Raw genomic sequence first — 16555 nt, forward strand, 5'->3', positions numbered from 1 at the left:
ATTAGACATTTATTCCTATATTTGTGCTATGGCGAAGAATAAAGTATATGCGTTGATTATTCAAGGCTTGGTTCAAGGGGTTGGTTTTCGCCCTTTTATCTACCGGATCGCTAAAGATCTGGGGATGAAAGGTTGTGTGGAGAATATGAATAATGGAGTACGTATATTGGTTGCCGCTACTCCGGATGATCGGGATTTGCTGATAAGTCGTATACGGACCGAGCATCCTCGTGTCGCTTATATCCATCGGATCTCCTATACATCTACGGAAATGGATGAAGATGATTTTGACGATTTTACGATTACGCCTAGCCATTCAGAATCGGATGAGGTCACGCAGGTCTCCCCGGATATCGCTGTTTGTGCGGATTGTATGCGAGACCGGACTACTCAACCCCATCGAATCGGATATCCTTTTATTAATTGTACGCATTGTGGCCCTCGCTTCTCTATTATCCGGGACCTTCCTTACGACCGTTCGCAGACAACGATGGGCGGTTTCCTTATGTGTCCCGATTGTGAGAAAGAATATACGAATGTTATCGATCGCCGTTTCCATGCCCAACCGGTCGCTTGCAATCATTGTGGCCCGACTTATTACGCGACTTATAACGAGGAGACTTATATCGATTATGAGACCTTATTGAAACTTACCTCTCGCTTATTGCTTGGTGGAGAGGTTATTGCTGCTAAAGGAATCGGAGGCTATCATTTGATTTGTGATGCCTCGAACGAGAGAGCGGTTGCCCGTCTGCGAGAGATAAAGCAGCGGGATACCAAACCATTCGCTGTTATGTTCCGTGATCTGGAACATTTGCAAGTCTATACGGTAACGGAGCCGATGGAGGAGCGATGCTTAGTTTCTTGGCGCCGTCCGATCGTACTGCTGAGGCAACGGAGCCGGTTAGCTTCCGGAATCAATCCGGGCATGCATACGCTAGGATGTATGTTGTCTTATATGCCGATTCATTACGATTGGTTTGCTCGTACAGGGATACCTGCGTTGGTAATGACCAGCGGGAATCTAAGCGATTTGCCGATAGCGATCACCCCGGAGGATGCGGAGGCGCAATTAGCGGGAAAGGTAGCGATCCTCTTGCATCATAATCGCCCGATCCATAACCGGGTAGATGATTCTGTATTGCAGGTCTGCGGAGGACAACCTTGCTTGATCCGTCGTTCCCGGGGCTATGTGCCGGAACCCTTTTTCACGGATACAAATGTGGAGGGGATCATGGCTTTCGGTGCGGAGAAAGTGAACACGTTCGCTTTGGGAAAAGGAGAGACGATCCTGCAAAGTCAATATATTGGCGACTTAAAGAACTGGGAGACTTTCCGGTTCTATACGGAATCTATGGAGCGGTTTCGTCATTTGTTTCGTTTCAATCCCCAGCGATTGGTTTGTGACCTGCATCCGGATTATCTTTCCAGCCAAGAGGCGGAACGTATCTCGAAATCTCTTTCCTTACCTTTATTAAAGGTACAACATCATCATGCTCATGCCGCTGCTTGTATGTTGGAGCATGGATTGAATGAGCCGGTTCTCGCTATCGTGATGGATGGGACAGGTCTGGGTGATGATGGTAAGGTTTGGGGAGGCGAGTTCTTCTTTTGTGACCGAGCGAAATACCGTCGCCTTTCCCATTTTGAGTATGTCCCGTTACCGGGAGGCGACAAGGCGGCTGAGGAGCCATGGCGAATGGTTGTCGCCTATTTGTGGCATTATTTCAAGGACGAACCGTCGGGTATTCCTTATCCGGCCGATTTCGTGGAACGCATAGGCACGGAAAGGATCGCTATGCTTGAACGAATGATGGAGAAAGGTGTGAATACACCCTATACATCCAGCGCTGGCCGGCTGTTTGATGCGGTAGCTTCTTTATTGGGGATTTGCGATGTCTCCAGCCACCAAGCGGAGGCTCCGGTCTTATTGGAGCAGGCGGCGATGGGAGAGAGGAACGCTTATGCGTATCCAGTCTCGGCGGAGGGAGAGGAAATCTCTTTTTATTCTTTGTTTGAGGCATTATTGCATGATAAGACGAACGAGGTCCCGGTGAGCTTGATATCCGCCCGTTTCCATACGACATTGGCTTCCTTGTTTGTGCAGAAAGCCCGCTTGTTGATTAAACGGACGAAAGCGACACAAGTGGTTATCTCGGGAGGATGTTTCCAGAATAAATTATTGACGGAGTCGATGAGGAGACAGTTCATCATGGCTGGGGTCCCCGTCTATATTCCGTCTCGTATACCTTGTAACGATGGGGGGATAGCCGTGGGGCAATTAACGATCGCCTCGGTGACTCCCTTTTAAAAGAGATCAGATATGCATGAGTTGTCTATAGCCCGTAGCATCGTGGAGCTGGTCGAGGAACAAGCGGATAACCGGGGAGCCTCGGTGGTCGAAGAGTTGGAGTTAGAGATAGGACATTTGTCCGGCGTAGAGATCCAAACCTTAGAGTTCGCATTGGATAGCGCCATAAAAGGTAGCAAGCTGGAAAAGGCCCGGATTATCCGTCATTATATTGAGGGGGAAGGACAGTGTAGCGACTGTGAGACCATTTTCCCAATGAACGCCTTGTTTTCCCCTTGTCCCCATTGTGGCTCCTATTTAGTTAAAATCCTTAAAGGGAAGGAACTTCGGGTGAAGTCGATTGTTATTAAAAAGGAATGATATATTAATGAAATAAAAACTTAAATACTATGTGCGGAACTTGCGGATGCGGAGAGCATCATCACCATCACGATCATACGCATGAGCATTCTCATGGCCATGAACATCATCACCATCCTGATGAAGGGATCGTAATCAATCTGGAACAAGATATACTTCAACGTAACAACTTATTGGCGGAGCGAAACCGGGGATATTTCGAGGCTAAGAACCTGTTCTGCCTGAACTTGATGAGTTCGCCCGGATCCGGTAAGACAACCTTGCTGGAAGAGACGATCCGCCGTTTGAAAGCGAAGCGACCGATCTATGTGATAGAAGGCGATCAACAAACCTCAAACGATGCCGACCGTATAGCGGCGTTGGAGATTCCCGTGTTTCAGGTAAATACCGGTACCGGCTGTCATTTGGAAGCCGACATGGTCAATCATGCCGTTAAGCATCTGAATCCGAAGGAGGGAGCGATCCTTTTTATAGAGAATGTCGGCAATCTGGTCTGTCCGGCCATGTTCGATCTCGGAGAGTCCAAGAAAGTCGTTATCGTGAGTACGACGGAGGGAGATGATAAACCGTTGAAATACCCACATATCTTTCAGGAGGCAGATATCTGCGTAATCAACAAGATTGATCTGGCTCCTTATCTGAATACAAAAGTGGAAGTGCTTCGGGAAAACGCCTTGAAGGTAAATCACCATCTCCAGATATTCGAGGTATCCGCCACGAAAGGAGACGGGATGGATGCATGGTGTGACTGGTTGCAGACAGAGAGTGCAAAGTGTAAATAAATACCCCGGGTTTTAATGAATAAATGGAGAAAAAAACTATATTTGCTCCCATTCATTGAATCTAACTAATCAAAATGTTATGATTAACCGAGAATTGATTAATCCTCAAAGCATCGTAGTGGTGGGAGGTTCCAACAACGTACATAAACCGGGCGGTCGTATCGTGCGAAACCTGTTGGATGGAAAATATAAAGGAGAATTATGTGTGGTAAACGCCAAGGAGACAGACGTGCAAGGCGTCAAGTCTTATCCTTCTGTACATGATATCCCGGAGACGGAGTTGGCGATCATCTCGATTCCGAGTAAATCGTGCCCCGAGGTGATGGAAGTGCTGGCCCGGCAAAAGGGGGTAAAAGCTTTTATCGTGATCTCGGCCGGCTTCGGCGAGGAGACACACGAGGGCGGTATCTTGGAACAACAGATGCTGGATGTCGTGAATGAGGCGGGAGCCTCCTTGATCGGCCCGAACTGTATCGGGTTGATGAATATGAATTATCATGGCGTGTTTACGCAACCGATACCAGAATTCCATCCCGATGGCGTGGATTTCATCTCTAGCTCCGGCGGTACGGCCTTGTTCATTATCGAGTCGGCGCTGACAAAAGGGCTGCGTTTCTCTTCTGTTTGGTCGGTTGGGAACTCCAAGCAGAATGGAGTAGAGGATATCCTTGAATATATGGATCGGAACTTTGATCCGGTATTGGATTCCAAGATCAAGATGTTGTATATCGAGCAAATCAAGCAACCGGATAAATTGTTGTATCATGCGTCTTCCTTGATACGTAAGGGATGCAAGATCGCCGCTATCAAGGCGGGAAGTACGGAGTCGGGAAAGCGAGCTGCCTCTTCGCATACGGGCGCTATCGCTAGTTCGGACTCTGCCGTGGAGGCTTTGTTCCGTAAGGCGGGTATCGTGCGTTGTTTTAGCCGTGAGGAATTGACTACCGTGGCGAGTATCTTCACCTTGAAAGACGTGAAAGGGAAGAATTGTGCGATCGTGACACATGCCGGAGGGCCTGCGGTAATGCTGGCGGACGCTTTATCCAAGGGGCGTTTGAATGTTCCTAGTTTGGAAGGCCCTATCGCTGATGAGTTGAAATCCAAGCTGTATCCGGGTGCCGCTGTCGGTAATCCGATTGATATTATCGGTACGGGGACACCGGAACATCTGGCTACAGCCATCGATTTCTGTGAGAATCGTTTCGATAATGTGGATTTGATGATGGTCATCTTCGGTAGTCCCGGTTTGGTAAAACTTTATGATACCTACGAGGTGCTTCATAAAAAGATGGAAGAGTGTAAGAAGCCGATCTTCCCGATATTACCGTCTATCGTGACGGCCGGACCGGAGGTGAAGAGCTTTGTCAAGAAAGGCCATGTGAACTTCTCGGACGAGGTGACATTGGGTACCGCCCTTTCACGGGTGATCAATACGCCGAAACCGATGAGCACGGATATCCAGCTATATGGCGTGGATGTACCGGAAGTTCGTCGTATCATAGACCGGTTGCCGGGTAGCGGTTATTTAAATCCGGAGGAAGTGCGTACATTGTTGCGTGCCGCTAATATCCCGTTAGTGGAGGAATATGCTTCGGATGATAGGGATGCGTTGCTGGCTTTTGCCAAGAAGGTGAAATATCCGGTGGTAGCCAAGGTTGTGGGGCCTGTGCATAAGAGCGATATCGGTGGTGTGGCCTTGAATATCCGTGGAGAAGAGCATTTATTGTTCGAGTATGAACGTATGATGCGTCTGCCGGGTGTTACGGGCATCATGGTACAGCCGATGTTGAAAGGACAGGAATTATTCTTGGGAGCTAAATATGAGGATCGTTTCGGCCATGTGGTACTTTGCGGGTTGGGTGGAATCTTCGTGGAGGTATTGAAGGATGTGTCTTATGGTTTGGCACCGTTATCATATGATGAGACTTATTCAATGATTCGTTCCTTGAGAGGGTATCCGATCATTAAAGGTACGCGTGGGCAAAAGGGCATCGACGAGCAACAATATGCGGACATTATCGTTCGCCTCTCTACCTTATTGCGTTTTGCCAGCGAGATAAAGGAAATGGATATAAATCCGTTGGTGGCTACGGATAGAGGCTTGTTCGCTGTAGACGCCCGTATCCGTATAGAGAAATAATAATGATTCAATGTGCCAATATGCGAATATGCTAATATCTGAATTATCCACTTCTGGTATTTCATTGGCATATTGGCACATTGAATCATTATTTCTTCTTCTTCTTTTTCTTATCGGGAAGATACTCTTTCAGAAAGCGTTTGAAGCTACTTAGCGATACATTGTATTTCTCCGCTATCTGGGCGTAAGTCAAGCTCGGGTCTTTCAAGTCTTTCTCGATTTGTTCCTTATAAGGCTCCAAGCGTCCCATTTGTTGACTACCTTTCGGACGGCCCAGCACCACACCTTTACTTCTGATCAAGGCAAGGGCTTCCTTCGTACGGATAGAGACCAGCTTTCGCTCGATCTCGGAGACCAGACCGAAGGTAAAGGCCAAAGTCTTACTGTCGATATTATCCTCGAACACATATCCGTCGCTTACGCTACGAAGCGTTACCTTTCGCTCTATACAAAGCAAAATGATATGGATGATCTCGATCATCTTACGGCTCACACGGGATATATCGGACACAAGTATCTCATCCTTGGGACTTAAAGATTTGACAATACTTTCCAGTCTGCGGTTCGCACGAGGACTATTTCCCACCTCTTTAGCCCACTTCCCGATCTCTATCTTCTGAGATTCGGCAAATTCCCGGATCACAGCTTCTTGGACCTCGGAGTTTTGCTTATTATTATATGTTCGGATAAAAGCAATTGTCATAATGTATATATTTAATTATCTCCTTTTAATAACAGATCGACTTACGATAAGTTCAAATATGACAAATATATGAAACACTTTAATTCGGTTGGCTTAAAAACAAAAAAACCAACTAATAAATTTATTAGTTGGCTCTTTGCGGAAGCGGGGGGATTCGAACCCCCGGTACCCTTACGAGTACGTCAGTTTAGCAAACTGGTGGTTTCAGCCACTCACCCACACTTCCTTGTGTGTTCTGTGCTTCTTCCTTAGAATTGCGATGCAAAGGTAGAACTATAATTTTAAATAAACAAGGCTTTGCACATCATTTTTTTCGAAAAAAGATACTACTTTTGTGCCTTATTCTGATATTCAATAGATTATTCATGGATTTGAACAAACAAATTTTATCGAGGCGTCCGATAGTTATCGCCTTGATAGCGATTCTCGTTGTTTTGATAGGCGGTGGAGGCTTTTGGGTGTACCGTTTGGCTTGGGCTCCGAATTTTAAGCCGGATAAGACGGTCTATGTCTATATAGATGATAAAAAGGATTTTGATGATCTTTGCCGGCAGTTGAGGGATTCGGCGAACTGTCTCCGTATCGGTAGCTTTAAGCAATTGAGTGGATTGTTGAAGTATCCTGCGTCCATGCGTACCGGTCGATACGCCGTGAAGCCCGGCATGAGTAATTTAACCTTATTGAATGACTTGCGGAGAGGACATCAAGTAGCGGCCCGGGTTACTTTTAATAATGTCCGTTTCAAGGAAGATTTGGCGGAACGTATAAGTGATCAATTGATGTTCGGGAAGGAAAATCTCCTGTGTTTATTGAATGATTCTGTGTATTGCGACTCTTTAGGTTTTACCCCGGAAACGATCAATGCCCTCTTCATTCCTAATACCTATGAGATTTATTGGAATATATCCGCGGATAAATTTATACGTCGCATGAAGCGTGAATATGACGCTTTCTGGACACCGGAACGATTGAAAAAGGCAGAGGAGATCGGGCTTACTCCAGTTGAGGCATCTATCTTGGCTTCTATCGTAGAAGAGGAGACGGCGGCATCGGACGAATATCCAATCGTGGCGGGGCTTTATATCAACCGCCTTCATGCCGGTATTCCTTTACAGGCAGATCCTACCGTAAAGTTCGCGGTGGGGGATTTTTCTTTGCAACGTATCTTATTTGAGCATTTGGAAATAGATTCTCCCTATAATACCTATAAACATGCGGGCCTGCCTCCCGGTCCTCTACGGATTCCTACTATCAAGGGCTTGAATAGCGTATTGAATCATACGAAACATAAATACTTATACATGTGCGCTAAGGAGGATTTCTCGGGACGGCATAATTTCGCCGTGACGTTGGCGGAGCATAACCGCAATGCCAACCGGTATCGGGCGGAGTTGAATAGGCGCCGGATACGGTAATGGATCTAGTATAAATCATAAGTCTCTCATTCTAAATTGAACATTTTTCATTACCTTTGGCGGCTAAATAGTGTGAATAGTCAATATTAAGAAAACAGATACACATGGAAAAACATTTATTTTTGGGGGACGAGGCCATAGCGCAAGCCGCTATAGACGCTGGAATCTCCGGGGTATACGCATACCCGGGAACCCCTTCTACTGAAATCACAGAATATATCCAAGGTTCTCCGGTAACGAAGGAAAGAGGTATCCATTGTCGCTGGAGCGCGAATGAGAAAACCGCCATGGAAGCCGCTTTGGGTATGTGCTATGCCGGTAAACGTGCGCTTTGCTGCATGAAGCACGTGGGTTTGAATGTAGCCGCCGATTGCTTTATGAACGCCGCTATGAGCGGTATCAACGGAGGTATGATCATCCTTACGGCCGACGACCCATCCATGCACTCTTCCCAGAATGAGCAAGACAACCGTGTTTATGGCAATTTCGCCATGATCCCGATGTTTGAGCCATCCAGCCAGCAAGAGGCTTATGATATGGTATATCATGGATTCGAGTTATCCGAGAAATTAGGGTATCCTATCTTGCTGCGTGTAACGACCCGTATGGCGCATTCTCGTGCCGGTGTCGTAACCAGCCCGTTGAAGCCGGAGAACCGGATGAATTGTCCGGAAGACGGTCGTCAACGTTTTATCTTACTCCCGGCATTGGCCCGTAAACGTTTCAAGAGTTTGCTGGCGTCTCAAGAGGCTTTCACGGAAGCTTCCGAGAATTCCGCATATAATAAGTATTTCGATGCCCCGAATAAAGACTTGGGTATCATCACGACGGGTATCGCTTTCAATTATCTTTCCGAGAATTATCCGGACGGTTTCGAGCATCCCGTATTGAAGATCTCCCAGTATCCGCTTCCGAGAAAGCAAGTGGAGAAGATCGTTGGCGAGTGTAAGGAGATCTTGGTGTTGGAAGAGGGATATCCGGTCGTTGAAGAGCAATTAAAAGGTTTCTTGGCGAAAGGCGTGACGGTTCATGGCCGTCTGGACGGTACGCTTCAGCGTGACGGCGAGCTTACGCCAGATGCGGTAGGCAAAGCCTTGGGTAAGGAGATCCAGAGCTATTACGCGATCCCCGAGGTGGTTGAGCAACGTCCGCCCGCATTGTGCCAAGGTTGTGGACACCGGGATATGTATGAGGCCTTGAACGAGGTGATCGCCGAGTATAACGGTACGGCTAAGGTGTTTGGCGATATCGGCTGTTATACCTTGGGAGCTTTGCCTCCTTTCCGTGCGATCGATTCTTGTATCGATATGGGCGCCTCCATCACGATGGCGAAGGGCGCTTCCGATGCGGGTGTATTCCCTGCTATCTCCGTGATCGGCGATTCTACGTTTACCCATTCCGGTATGACTGGTTTGCTGGATTGCGTGAACGAGAACACGAATATCACCATCGTTATCTCCGATAATGAGACGACGGCCATGACCGGAGGGCAGGATTCCGCCGGAACAGGACGTCTGGAGTCTATCTGCGCCGGTATCGGTGTGGATCCGGCTCACATCCGTGTGATGGTTCCTTTAAAAAAGAACTTCGAGGAGATGAAGTCTATCATCCGTGAGGAAATCGAGTACAAGGGCGTATCCGTATTGATCCCCCGCCGTGAGTGTATCCAGACATTAACCAGAAAGAAAAAAGCAAGCAAGAAATGAAAACAGATATTATACTATCAGGTGTAGGAGGACAGGGTATCCTTTCTATCGCCGCCGTTATTGGAGAAGCCGCCTTAAAAGAAGGTCTGTATATGAAGCAAGCGGAAGTACACGGTATGAGTCAACGGGGTGGAGACGTGCAGTCTAACCTGCGTCTTTCCGACGAGCCGATCGCCTCGGACTTGATCCCGAAGGGCCACGCCGATTTGATCATCTCCTTGGAACCGATGGAGAGCTTGCGTTATCTGCCTTACCTGAAGAAAGAGGGTTGGCTGGTGACGAACTCCCGTCCGTTCGTGAACATCCCGAACTATCCGGAGATCGAGAAAGTGAACGCCGAGTTGGACAAGCTCCCTCACAAGGTCGTATTGGACGTGGAGGAGATCGCCAAGGAAGCGGGTTCTGTCCGTGCCGCCAATATCGTGATGCTGGGGGCTGCTACCCCATTTATCGGGATCGAGTATGATAAGATCGAGGCGGGAATCCGTCAGATATTCGGTCGTAAGGGCGAGGATATAGTTAATATGAACCTAAAGGCATTGAAAGCCGGTTATGACTTAGCGCAAAGTCTGCGGTAAATCTTTCTCCGGGTTTGCATGGTATCAGCGTACGTGACATCTCCGGGTTTCACGTACGTTTTTTTTAACATCTAACCCCCTAGAACTTTTAGAAGAGCTGTCGAGGGGTAGGTACAGCATCGTAGAACTTTCGTAAGCCTTAGAATTATGCGGTTTGATGAGAATTTTAATGTATCTTTGTCGCTGAATCCTAAACGAGAAATGATTAAGGTTATGAAGAAGTATTTATTGGCTAGTTTACTAGCGTTATTGGCTTTCGTAGGCAAAGCTCAGGAGGATAATTCCGATATCGTGAAGGTCGGTGATACCATGCCGTCATTTACGATTGTTTCCGACAACGGGAGTAAGTTGCAGTCCGCTTCGTTAAAGGGAAAAGTGATCCTCGTGAATTTCTTCGCCACTTGGTGTCCTCCCTGCCAAAAAGAATTGGCCGCTGTCCAACAAACCCTCTGGCCGAAATACAAGAACAACAAGGACTTCGTTCTCTTGGTGATCGGGCGTGAGCATTCCGATGCCGATCTACAGAAATATAACGAGAAAAAAGGCTTCGATTTTCCTTTGTATCCCGATAAGGACCGGGCTATTTTCGGCGCTTTCGCCAAGAACTTGATCCCTCGTGGCTATTTGGTCGGAAAAGACGGGAAGATCATTTATACGAGCAAAGGCTATACCGATGAGGAATTTGCTGAGTTAATGACTAAAATAGAGGGTGCGTTAAAATAAGAATCATGAAATATAGTAACATACATTTAATTTATTTTTCTCCGACACACACGTCCGCCAAGATCGTTTACGCGATAGCGGAAGGAATGGGTGCCACTTCGATGTCCGAGTCGGATGTCACTTGTGAGAGTCTGGATATGGAAGAGTATATTGATGATGAGCTGACGATTATAGCCGCTCCTGTATACGGTGGCCGTGTGGCGGAGACTGCCATGGAACGTTTTCGCATGTTCCGTTCTGCCCACCATGCGCCGGTAGTCCCCGTGGTACTGTATGGGAACCGGGATTATGAGGATGCCTTGAAAGAGCTCTGTGATTTAGTGTCGGAACAGGGGTTCGTACCTGTGGCTGCCGGAGCGTTTATCGGCGAGCATTCTTTCAGCCGCAAGGGGATGCCCATTGCCGAGGGGCGTCCGGACGAGTCGGATCTTAATCAGGCTACGGAATTCGGGAAAAAGATTATCGAGGAGCTGGAGAAGGTTTCCTGCGTGGAATGCTTGTCCGCCTTGGAGGTGAAAGGTAATTTCCCGTATCGGGTGAAAGGCCCTTCCACTCCTCAAGCTCCTGTTACGGATAACGATTTATGTACGCAATGTGAGTATTGCGTGGATGTGTGTCCTACGCATGCGATATCCTTGGCAGACGAGGGTATGTATAGCGACCCGAACCTATGTATCAAATGTTGCGCCTGCGTGAAAGAGTGTCCCGAGGGCGCACGTACTTTCGATACTCCTTACACGGCGATGCTCCATAAGAACTTTAGCGCGCGCAGGGAGCCGGAGATATTCTTCTAATGGAGGACCGGGCATCCGGTATATTGTGAGGGAAAGCGTCAAAAGGCAAAAGTTCTTTTGGCGCTTTCTCTTTTTTTGTACCTTTGTTCGGATCGTTAATCTCAAATAATACCGTGTTTGTATGAAAACCTATTTATTCCTTTTGCTTTTTGTGTTTCAAGCCTTCTCCCTTTCCTCCCAGATTAGCCTGAAAGGGTATAATCAGGAGAAGATCGATCCTTCTCTTTTCGAGGGACGATGGAAAGCCCGTTGGATCTCCTACCCGGGTGAGGCCCCGAATGTATATGGGGTCTATCATTTTCGTAAATCGTTCGATCTGGAGGTGGTTCCTTCCCGGTTTATCGTCCATGTTTCCGCCGATAACCGTTATAAATTATATGTAAACGGGAAATTGGTATCCTTGGGCCCGGCCCGTGGGGATATCTATAACTGGAGTTTCGAGACGGTGGATCTGGCTCCTTATCTGAGGAAAGGGAAGAATACGCTGGCCTCCGTTGTCTGGAATTATGCCGAGCGGAAACCTGTCGCCCAGATCAGTTACGATCAGACGGGTTTTATCCTGCAAGGCAATACGGGGCATGAGGCGGTGGTAAATACGGATACCACTTGGGTCTGCCTGCGTAATAAGGCGTATGCTCCTTGGACCGAATGGCAGGTATTGGGGTATTACGTGGCTGGCCCGGGTGAGGAACTGGAAGCCTCCGCTTATCCTTGGGGCTGGGAACAACCGGATTACGACGACAGGAAATGGGAGAAGGCCGTACGGGGCATGGAGGGTGCCACAAAAGGATCGAGAGATTACCCGGGACGGTTGCTGGTTCCTAGCCCGATACCTCCGATGGACAGCCGGATCGAGCGTCTGGCCAAGCTCCGCCGGTCGGAAGGGATCGAATGCCCGCAAGGATTTCCTTACTGGCCAAAAGCTTTGACGATCCCGGCGAATACGGAGGTCCGCTTGCTTCTGGATAATGATTACCTGACGACGGGTTATTTCTCCTTAGCCTTCAGCAAAGGAAAGGAGGCCGAGATCCATATCGGTTATTCGGAAGCCCTCTATAAGCAAGAAGAGGAATCGACCACTAAATCGTATGCGTTGAATGGCAAGGGACATCGGGACGAGTTGACGGATAAGCAGTTTATCGGGTACGGGGATAAGATACTGGCTGATGGGGGAGATAATCGTCTCTTCACGTCCCTGTGGTGGCGTACATGGAGATATGTGGAGTTGAAAGTGAAGACGGCTTCCGAGCCTTTGGTGATCGAGGATATGTATGGGACTTTCTCTGCCTATCCTTTCCGTAACGAGACCACTTTCTCCGCTCCGGGACATGAGGAGCTGGGCCGTATGCTCGAGATAGGATGGCGTACCGCCCGTCTGTGCGCCAATGAGACGTATATGGACTGCCCGTATTACGAGCAACTGCAATATTTCGGGGATACACGCATACAGGCAATGATTTCCATGTATAATACATCAGACCCTTATATGGTGAAGAATGCCATAGAGCAAGGACGGCAGTCCATGGTGGCGGAAGGGATTACGATGAGCCGATATCCGTCTAGCGTACATCAGTTTATATCCTCGTTCTCTCTCTGGTGGATTTGTATGGGGCACGATTATTGGATGTACCGTGGGGATGAGGCATACATGAAGACCTTGCTTCCCGCTTACCGTCAGGTTTTGTCGTGGTACGAGCAATGGTTGAAGCCGGATTATAGTTTGTCCTACGTTCCTCATTGGTTCTTCGTGGATTGGGCGGCCGGTTTTGATTATGGCGAGCCGATACGGGAGAAAGAGGGAAACTCGGCGCTCCAAGATTTGATGTATATAATGACCTTGGAGTTTGCGGCGGAGATGGAACAAGCGATCGGCCTCCCTGCCATGGCGGATCATTACCGGAAGATCGCTACCGAGATGCGTAAGACGATCCGCCCGAAATATTGGGACGCTGCCCGTAATCTATTCGCCGATACGCAGGATCATCGTGGCTATTCCCAGCATGTGAACGCCTTGGCGATCTTGACTGGGGTTACGAAAGGAGAGGAGGCCGTAAAGGTGATGAACCAAACCTTGGCGGATACGAGCTTGATCCAGTGTACGATCTATTTCCGTTATTACTTGAATCAAGCGTTGAAAGCTTCCGGTTTAGGGGATCAGTTCTTGGATAACTTACAAATATGGCGGGATCAGATGGCGTTGGGATTGACCACATGGGCCGAGATGCCGGAGCCATCCCGTTCTGATTGCCATGCTTGGGGAGCCAGTCCGAATATCGAGTTTTACCGGATCTTGTTGGGGATAGATAGCGATGCTCCCGGATTTAGGAAGATACGGATCGCTCCGTCTTTGGGAAAACTGAAGGAGGTTTCCGGTACGATCCCACATCCGCTTGGAAGCGTGACCGCCGCTTATAAATTGGATGAGAGAGGTGAGGGAACCGCCCGTCTGGTCTTGCCGGAAGGTACTACGGGTATATTTATCTGGGATGGAAAAGAAATCCCGTTGAAACCGGGCGAACAGGTTATTTCGTTATCTTTGCGTCATTAATCTATCTAAAATCCTTATATGAGACGAGTTTATTCAATTGCCTTATTGCTGCTGGTCGCTCTCGGTCTGTCGGCGACAACGAAGGAAGTAAAGTTGAAATTAGTGGAAACCAGTGATATCCATGGAAACTTCTTCCCGTATAATTTTATCGAGCAGCGGGAGTGGGGAGGAAGTCTGGCACGGGTATATTCGTTCGTGCAAGAAGAACGCCGGGCGTATGGCGATAACCTTTTGCTATTGGATAATGGCGATATCTTGCAAGGACAACCTTCGGCGTATTATTACAATTTCATGGATACGGTCTCTACGCATATAGCTTCCGCCATGATGAATTATATGGGGTACAATGCGGGAAATATGGGTAACCATGATGTAGAGGCTGGCCATGCCGTTTTCGATCGTTGGATCAAACAATGTGATTTCCCTATCTTGGGTGCCAATATTATCCGTACCTCCGACCGGGAGACCTATTTAAAGCCCTATGAGGTATTTGAGCGTGATGGTGTGAAGATCGTTGTACTGGGGATGATTACTCCGGCCATTCCTGTATGGTTGCCGGAGACTCTGTGGCAAGGTCTTTATTTCGCCGATATGGAAGAGACGGCCCGTAAATGGATGAAGATCATTCAGGAGAAGGAGAAACCGGATGTTGTGGTAGGTATCTTTCATGCGGGAAATGAGGCTCGTACCATGTCCGGCCAGTACCGTGAGGATGCGTCGATGGAGGTTGCCCAGCGCATTCCGGGCTTCGATGTGGTTATGATGGGGCATGATCATCGCCGGTATTGTGGTAAGGTGGCGAATATCGAGGGAGATTCCGTGTTGCTGATAAATCCGGCAAGTAATGGGCGTGTAGTCGGTTCCGTTGATGTCGTGTTAAAGATGGAGCATGGAAAGGTTTTGGATAAACAAGTATCGGGTGTTTTGACGGATGTGGATAAGTTGGAGCCTAGCGAGGAGTTTATGGAGAAATTCGCTCCGCAATACAAAGCGGTGAATGATTTTGTCTCCGAGAAGGTGGGAACTTTTACGGAGAGTATTGCGACCCGTCCCGCTTACTTTGGGCCATCCGCTTTTATTGATTTTATTCACTCTTTACAATTGGAGTTGACTGGTGCGGACGTCTCTTTTGCCGCCCCGTTATCCTTTGACGCAAAAATAGATAAAGGGGATATCACGATCAGCGATATGTTCAGTCTTTACAAATATGAGAATATGCTTTATACGATGAATTTGACGGGAGCCGAGATCAAAGGTTTCTTGGAGGAATCATACGCTATGTGGACCAACCGGATGAAATCTCCGGACGATCATGTCTTATTATTGAAAGAGAGAAAGAAAGGACAGGAGAATTATGTCTCATTCGTCAACTTCAGTTTTAACTTTGACTCCGCAGCTGGTATCATTTACACCGTGGACGTAACGAAACCAGAGGGTGAGAAGATTACGATCTTGAAAATGGCGGATAACAGGCCTTTCGACGAGAATAAAACGTATAAAGTAGCTCTCAACTCTTACCGAGGTAATGGAGGAGGTGAGTTATTGACGAAAGGGGCCGGTATTCCCCAAGACGAGTTAAAGAGTCGTATCATTCATTCGACCGATAAAGACCTCCGTTATTATATGATTCAATATATAAAGGAAAAGGGCGTACTTAGCCCACAACCTTTAAACCAATGGCAAATGATCCCGCAGGATTGGACGAGACCGGCGGCCGAACGGGATTGTAAGTTTCTTTTCGGGGAATGAGTTTCCGTCCTTGAAGTGTCTGGTTTGCGATAGTATCTCAATGGGAAACGGTGGTAAAGTCAATGGAATAGAGATGGTTTCTCAATGACTTTACGGCCGTGTCCCATTGACTTTTTTGTATCCCGTATTAGGGATGTTGCTGATAGGTTAGGGCGCAAAGGGCGCATCTTTACGTATGTTTCTAAAACTTTTTCTGTAAATAACGTTTATACCCCTCTTGTCTGTAGAGTGATGTAAATATTATTTTTCTAAAAATGTTTCTTTGAAAGCGTAAAGATGCGCCTTTTGCGCCCTAGGATTTTTGCCGGGGAATTTTCCTGATGCCTTAACATGTGGATATACAGTTGTTTGTGTGGTTCTTCCCTCTTCGGCTTTTTGGGTCTTTGGGGGGCGATATAATGGGTCCTTACCCACGTTTACGTGATCCGAAAGCACTAAAACCAAGTGCATTTCGCATGATTTCATGAGCTAAAAGCCGTTTTTCTGTGTGATTTCCTATCGGGGCCAAGATCGTTTTTGTCGTTTTCATACGTGCAAATGTACTCGTGGAGCACTTGTTTTAAGTGCACGTGGTGACACGTGAGGCCACTTGGTGGGCCACGTGAGCCGAGAATGGATATCGACGTATTATTAATGTACGCGATCCCCCTCGTGAAAAAAACTTGAAAAATAATACCGGAAAAGTTTGGAGGTTATGTTTTATAACACTACTTTTGCACCCGCATTCGAGAGAGAACGCCGGTCCA

Annotated in this window: 13 protein-coding genes and 1 tRNA gene; 11 read left to right on the forward strand and 3 right to left on the reverse strand. The window is 47.7% G+C overall.

Annotated features, from left to right (window positions below; genetic code table 11):
• The first annotated feature begins 28 nt into the window (after nucleotides 1–28).
• From hypF to DW205_RS19170, 4 genes are all read left to right on the forward strand, one after another.
• Complete coding sequence (hypF, locus tag DW205_RS19155) at nucleotides 29–2311, forward strand: carbamoyltransferase HypF (RefSeq protein ID WP_005865049.1); 2283 nt, start codon at nucleotides 29–31, stop codon at nucleotides 2309–2311.
• Nucleotides 2312–2323: 12 nt separating this feature from the next.
• Nucleotides 2324–2671 (forward strand): hydrogenase maturation nickel metallochaperone HypA, encoded by a 348-nt coding sequence (gene hypA / locus DW205_RS19160; protein WP_005855027.1) that lies wholly within the window; start codon nucleotides 2324–2326, stop codon nucleotides 2669–2671.
• A 29-nt stretch (nucleotides 2672–2700) separates the two neighbouring features.
• Entirely contained in the window at nucleotides 2701–3453 is a 753-nt protein-coding gene (gene hypB / locus DW205_RS19165; RefSeq protein WP_005865052.1) for a hydrogenase nickel incorporation protein HypB, read from the forward strand.
• 79 nt (nucleotides 3454–3532) lie between these two features.
• Nucleotides 3533–5593: an acetate--CoA ligase family protein gene (locus tag DW205_RS19170; protein WP_005855031.1), complete on the forward strand. Its 2061-nt coding sequence runs from the start codon at nucleotides 3533–3535 to the stop codon at nucleotides 5591–5593.
• Nucleotides 5594–5681: 88 nt separating this feature from the next.
• Here the strand turns inward: DW205_RS19170 and DW205_RS19175 are convergent, their stop codons facing one another.
• Both DW205_RS19175 and DW205_RS19180 read right to left on the reverse strand, forming a co-directional pair.
• Nucleotides 5682–6296 (reverse strand): recombinase family protein, encoded by a 615-nt coding sequence (locus DW205_RS19175; RefSeq protein ID WP_005865054.1) that lies wholly within the window; start codon nucleotides 6294–6296, stop codon nucleotides 5682–5684.
• Between the two features lie 139 nt (nucleotides 6297–6435).
• Nucleotides 6436–6522, reverse strand: a tRNA-Ser gene (locus DW205_RS19180).
• A gap of 139 nt (nucleotides 6523–6661) precedes the next feature.
• On the opposite strand from DW205_RS19180, the gene mltG reads away from it, so the two are divergent.
• From mltG to DW205_RS19215, 7 genes are all read left to right on the forward strand, one after another.
• Nucleotides 6662–7711 carry an endolytic transglycosylase MltG gene (mltG, locus tag DW205_RS19185; RefSeq protein WP_008778143.1) on the forward strand — a complete coding sequence of 350 codons (1050 nt, stop codon included), beginning with the start codon at nucleotides 6662–6664 and terminating at the stop codon, nucleotides 7709–7711.
• 104 nt (nucleotides 7712–7815) lie between these two features.
• Complete coding sequence (locus tag DW205_RS19190; protein WP_005865058.1) at nucleotides 7816–9417, forward strand: thiamine pyrophosphate-dependent enzyme; 1602 nt, start codon at nucleotides 7816–7818, stop codon at nucleotides 9415–9417.
• The gene (locus DW205_RS19195) at nucleotides 9414–9995 is read left to right on the forward strand and encodes an indolepyruvate oxidoreductase subunit beta (RefSeq protein ID WP_005865060.1); all 582 of its coding nucleotides are present in this window, start codon (nucleotides 9414–9416) and stop codon (nucleotides 9993–9995) included. The genes DW205_RS19190 and DW205_RS19195 overlap by 4 nt, the downstream gene beginning before the upstream one ends.
• A gap of 213 nt (nucleotides 9996–10208) precedes the next feature.
• Complete coding sequence (locus DW205_RS19200) at nucleotides 10209–10718, forward strand: TlpA disulfide reductase family protein (RefSeq protein ID WP_008778142.1); 510 nt, start codon at nucleotides 10209–10211, stop codon at nucleotides 10716–10718.
• Nucleotides 10719–10723: 5 nt separating this feature from the next.
• On the forward strand, nucleotides 10724–11512 hold the full coding sequence (locus DW205_RS19205; RefSeq protein WP_005865064.1) for a 4Fe-4S binding protein: 789 nt from the start codon (nucleotides 10724–10726) through the stop codon (nucleotides 11510–11512).
• Nucleotides 11513–11633: 121 nt separating this feature from the next.
• Entirely contained in the window at nucleotides 11634–14060 is a 2427-nt protein-coding gene (locus DW205_RS19210; RefSeq protein ID WP_005865066.1) for an alpha-L-rhamnosidase N-terminal domain-containing protein, read from the forward strand.
• Between the two features lie 18 nt (nucleotides 14061–14078).
• Complete coding sequence (locus DW205_RS19215; RefSeq protein WP_005865068.1) at nucleotides 14079–15809, forward strand: bifunctional UDP-sugar hydrolase/5'-nucleotidase; 1731 nt, start codon at nucleotides 14079–14081, stop codon at nucleotides 15807–15809.
• A 240-nt stretch (nucleotides 15810–16049) separates the two neighbouring features.
• Here DW205_RS19215 and DW205_RS19220 read toward each other — a convergent pair whose 3' ends face one another.
• Nucleotides 16050–16274 carry a hypothetical protein gene (locus DW205_RS19220; RefSeq protein WP_005865070.1) on the reverse strand — a complete coding sequence of 75 codons (225 nt, stop codon included), beginning with the start codon at nucleotides 16272–16274 and terminating at the stop codon, nucleotides 16050–16052.
• Between the last annotated feature and the right edge of the window lie 281 nt (nucleotides 16275–16555).

The sequence above is a fragment of the Parabacteroides sp. AM17-47 genome, from assembly GCF_003434625.1.
Taxonomy (GTDB): Bacteria; Bacteroidota; Bacteroidia; order Bacteroidales; family Tannerellaceae; genus Parabacteroides; species Parabacteroides distasonis.

Bases quoted from the DNA above. Each gene is read 5' to 3' on its own strand.
- hypF (WP_005865049.1), top strand. From the start codon at position 29: ATGGCGAAGAATAAAGTATATGCGTTGATTATTCAAGGCTTGGTTCAA.
- hypA (WP_005855027.1), top strand. From the start codon at position 2,324: ATGCATGAGTTGTCTATAGCCCGTAGCATCGTGGAGCTGGTCGAGGAA.
- hypB (WP_005865052.1), top strand. From the start codon at position 2,701: ATGTGCGGAACTTGCGGATGCGGAGAGCATCATCACCATCACGATCAT.
- DW205_RS19170 (WP_005855031.1), top strand. From the start codon at position 3,533: ATGATTAACCGAGAATTGATTAATCCTCAAAGCATCGTAGTGGTGGGA.
- DW205_RS19175 (WP_005865054.1), bottom strand. From the start codon at position 6,296: ATGACAATTGCTTTTATCCGAACATATAATAATAAGCAAAACTCCGAG.
- mltG (WP_008778143.1), top strand. From the start codon at position 6,662: ATGGATTTGAACAAACAAATTTTATCGAGGCGTCCGATAGTTATCGCC.
- DW205_RS19190 (WP_005865058.1), top strand. From the start codon at position 7,816: ATGGAAAAACATTTATTTTTGGGGGACGAGGCCATAGCGCAAGCCGCT.
- DW205_RS19195 (WP_005865060.1), top strand. From the start codon at position 9,414: ATGAAAACAGATATTATACTATCAGGTGTAGGAGGACAGGGTATCCTT.
- DW205_RS19200 (WP_008778142.1), top strand. From the start codon at position 10,209: ATGAAGAAGTATTTATTGGCTAGTTTACTAGCGTTATTGGCTTTCGTA.
- DW205_RS19205 (WP_005865064.1), top strand. From the start codon at position 10,724: ATGAAATATAGTAACATACATTTAATTTATTTTTCTCCGACACACACG.
- DW205_RS19210 (WP_005865066.1), top strand. From the start codon at position 11,634: ATGAAAACCTATTTATTCCTTTTGCTTTTTGTGTTTCAAGCCTTCTCC.
- DW205_RS19215 (WP_005865068.1), top strand. From the start codon at position 14,079: ATGAGACGAGTTTATTCAATTGCCTTATTGCTGCTGGTCGCTCTCGGT.
- DW205_RS19220 (WP_005865070.1), bottom strand. From the start codon at position 16,274: ATGAAATCATGCGAAATGCACTTGGTTTTAGTGCTTTCGGATCACGTA.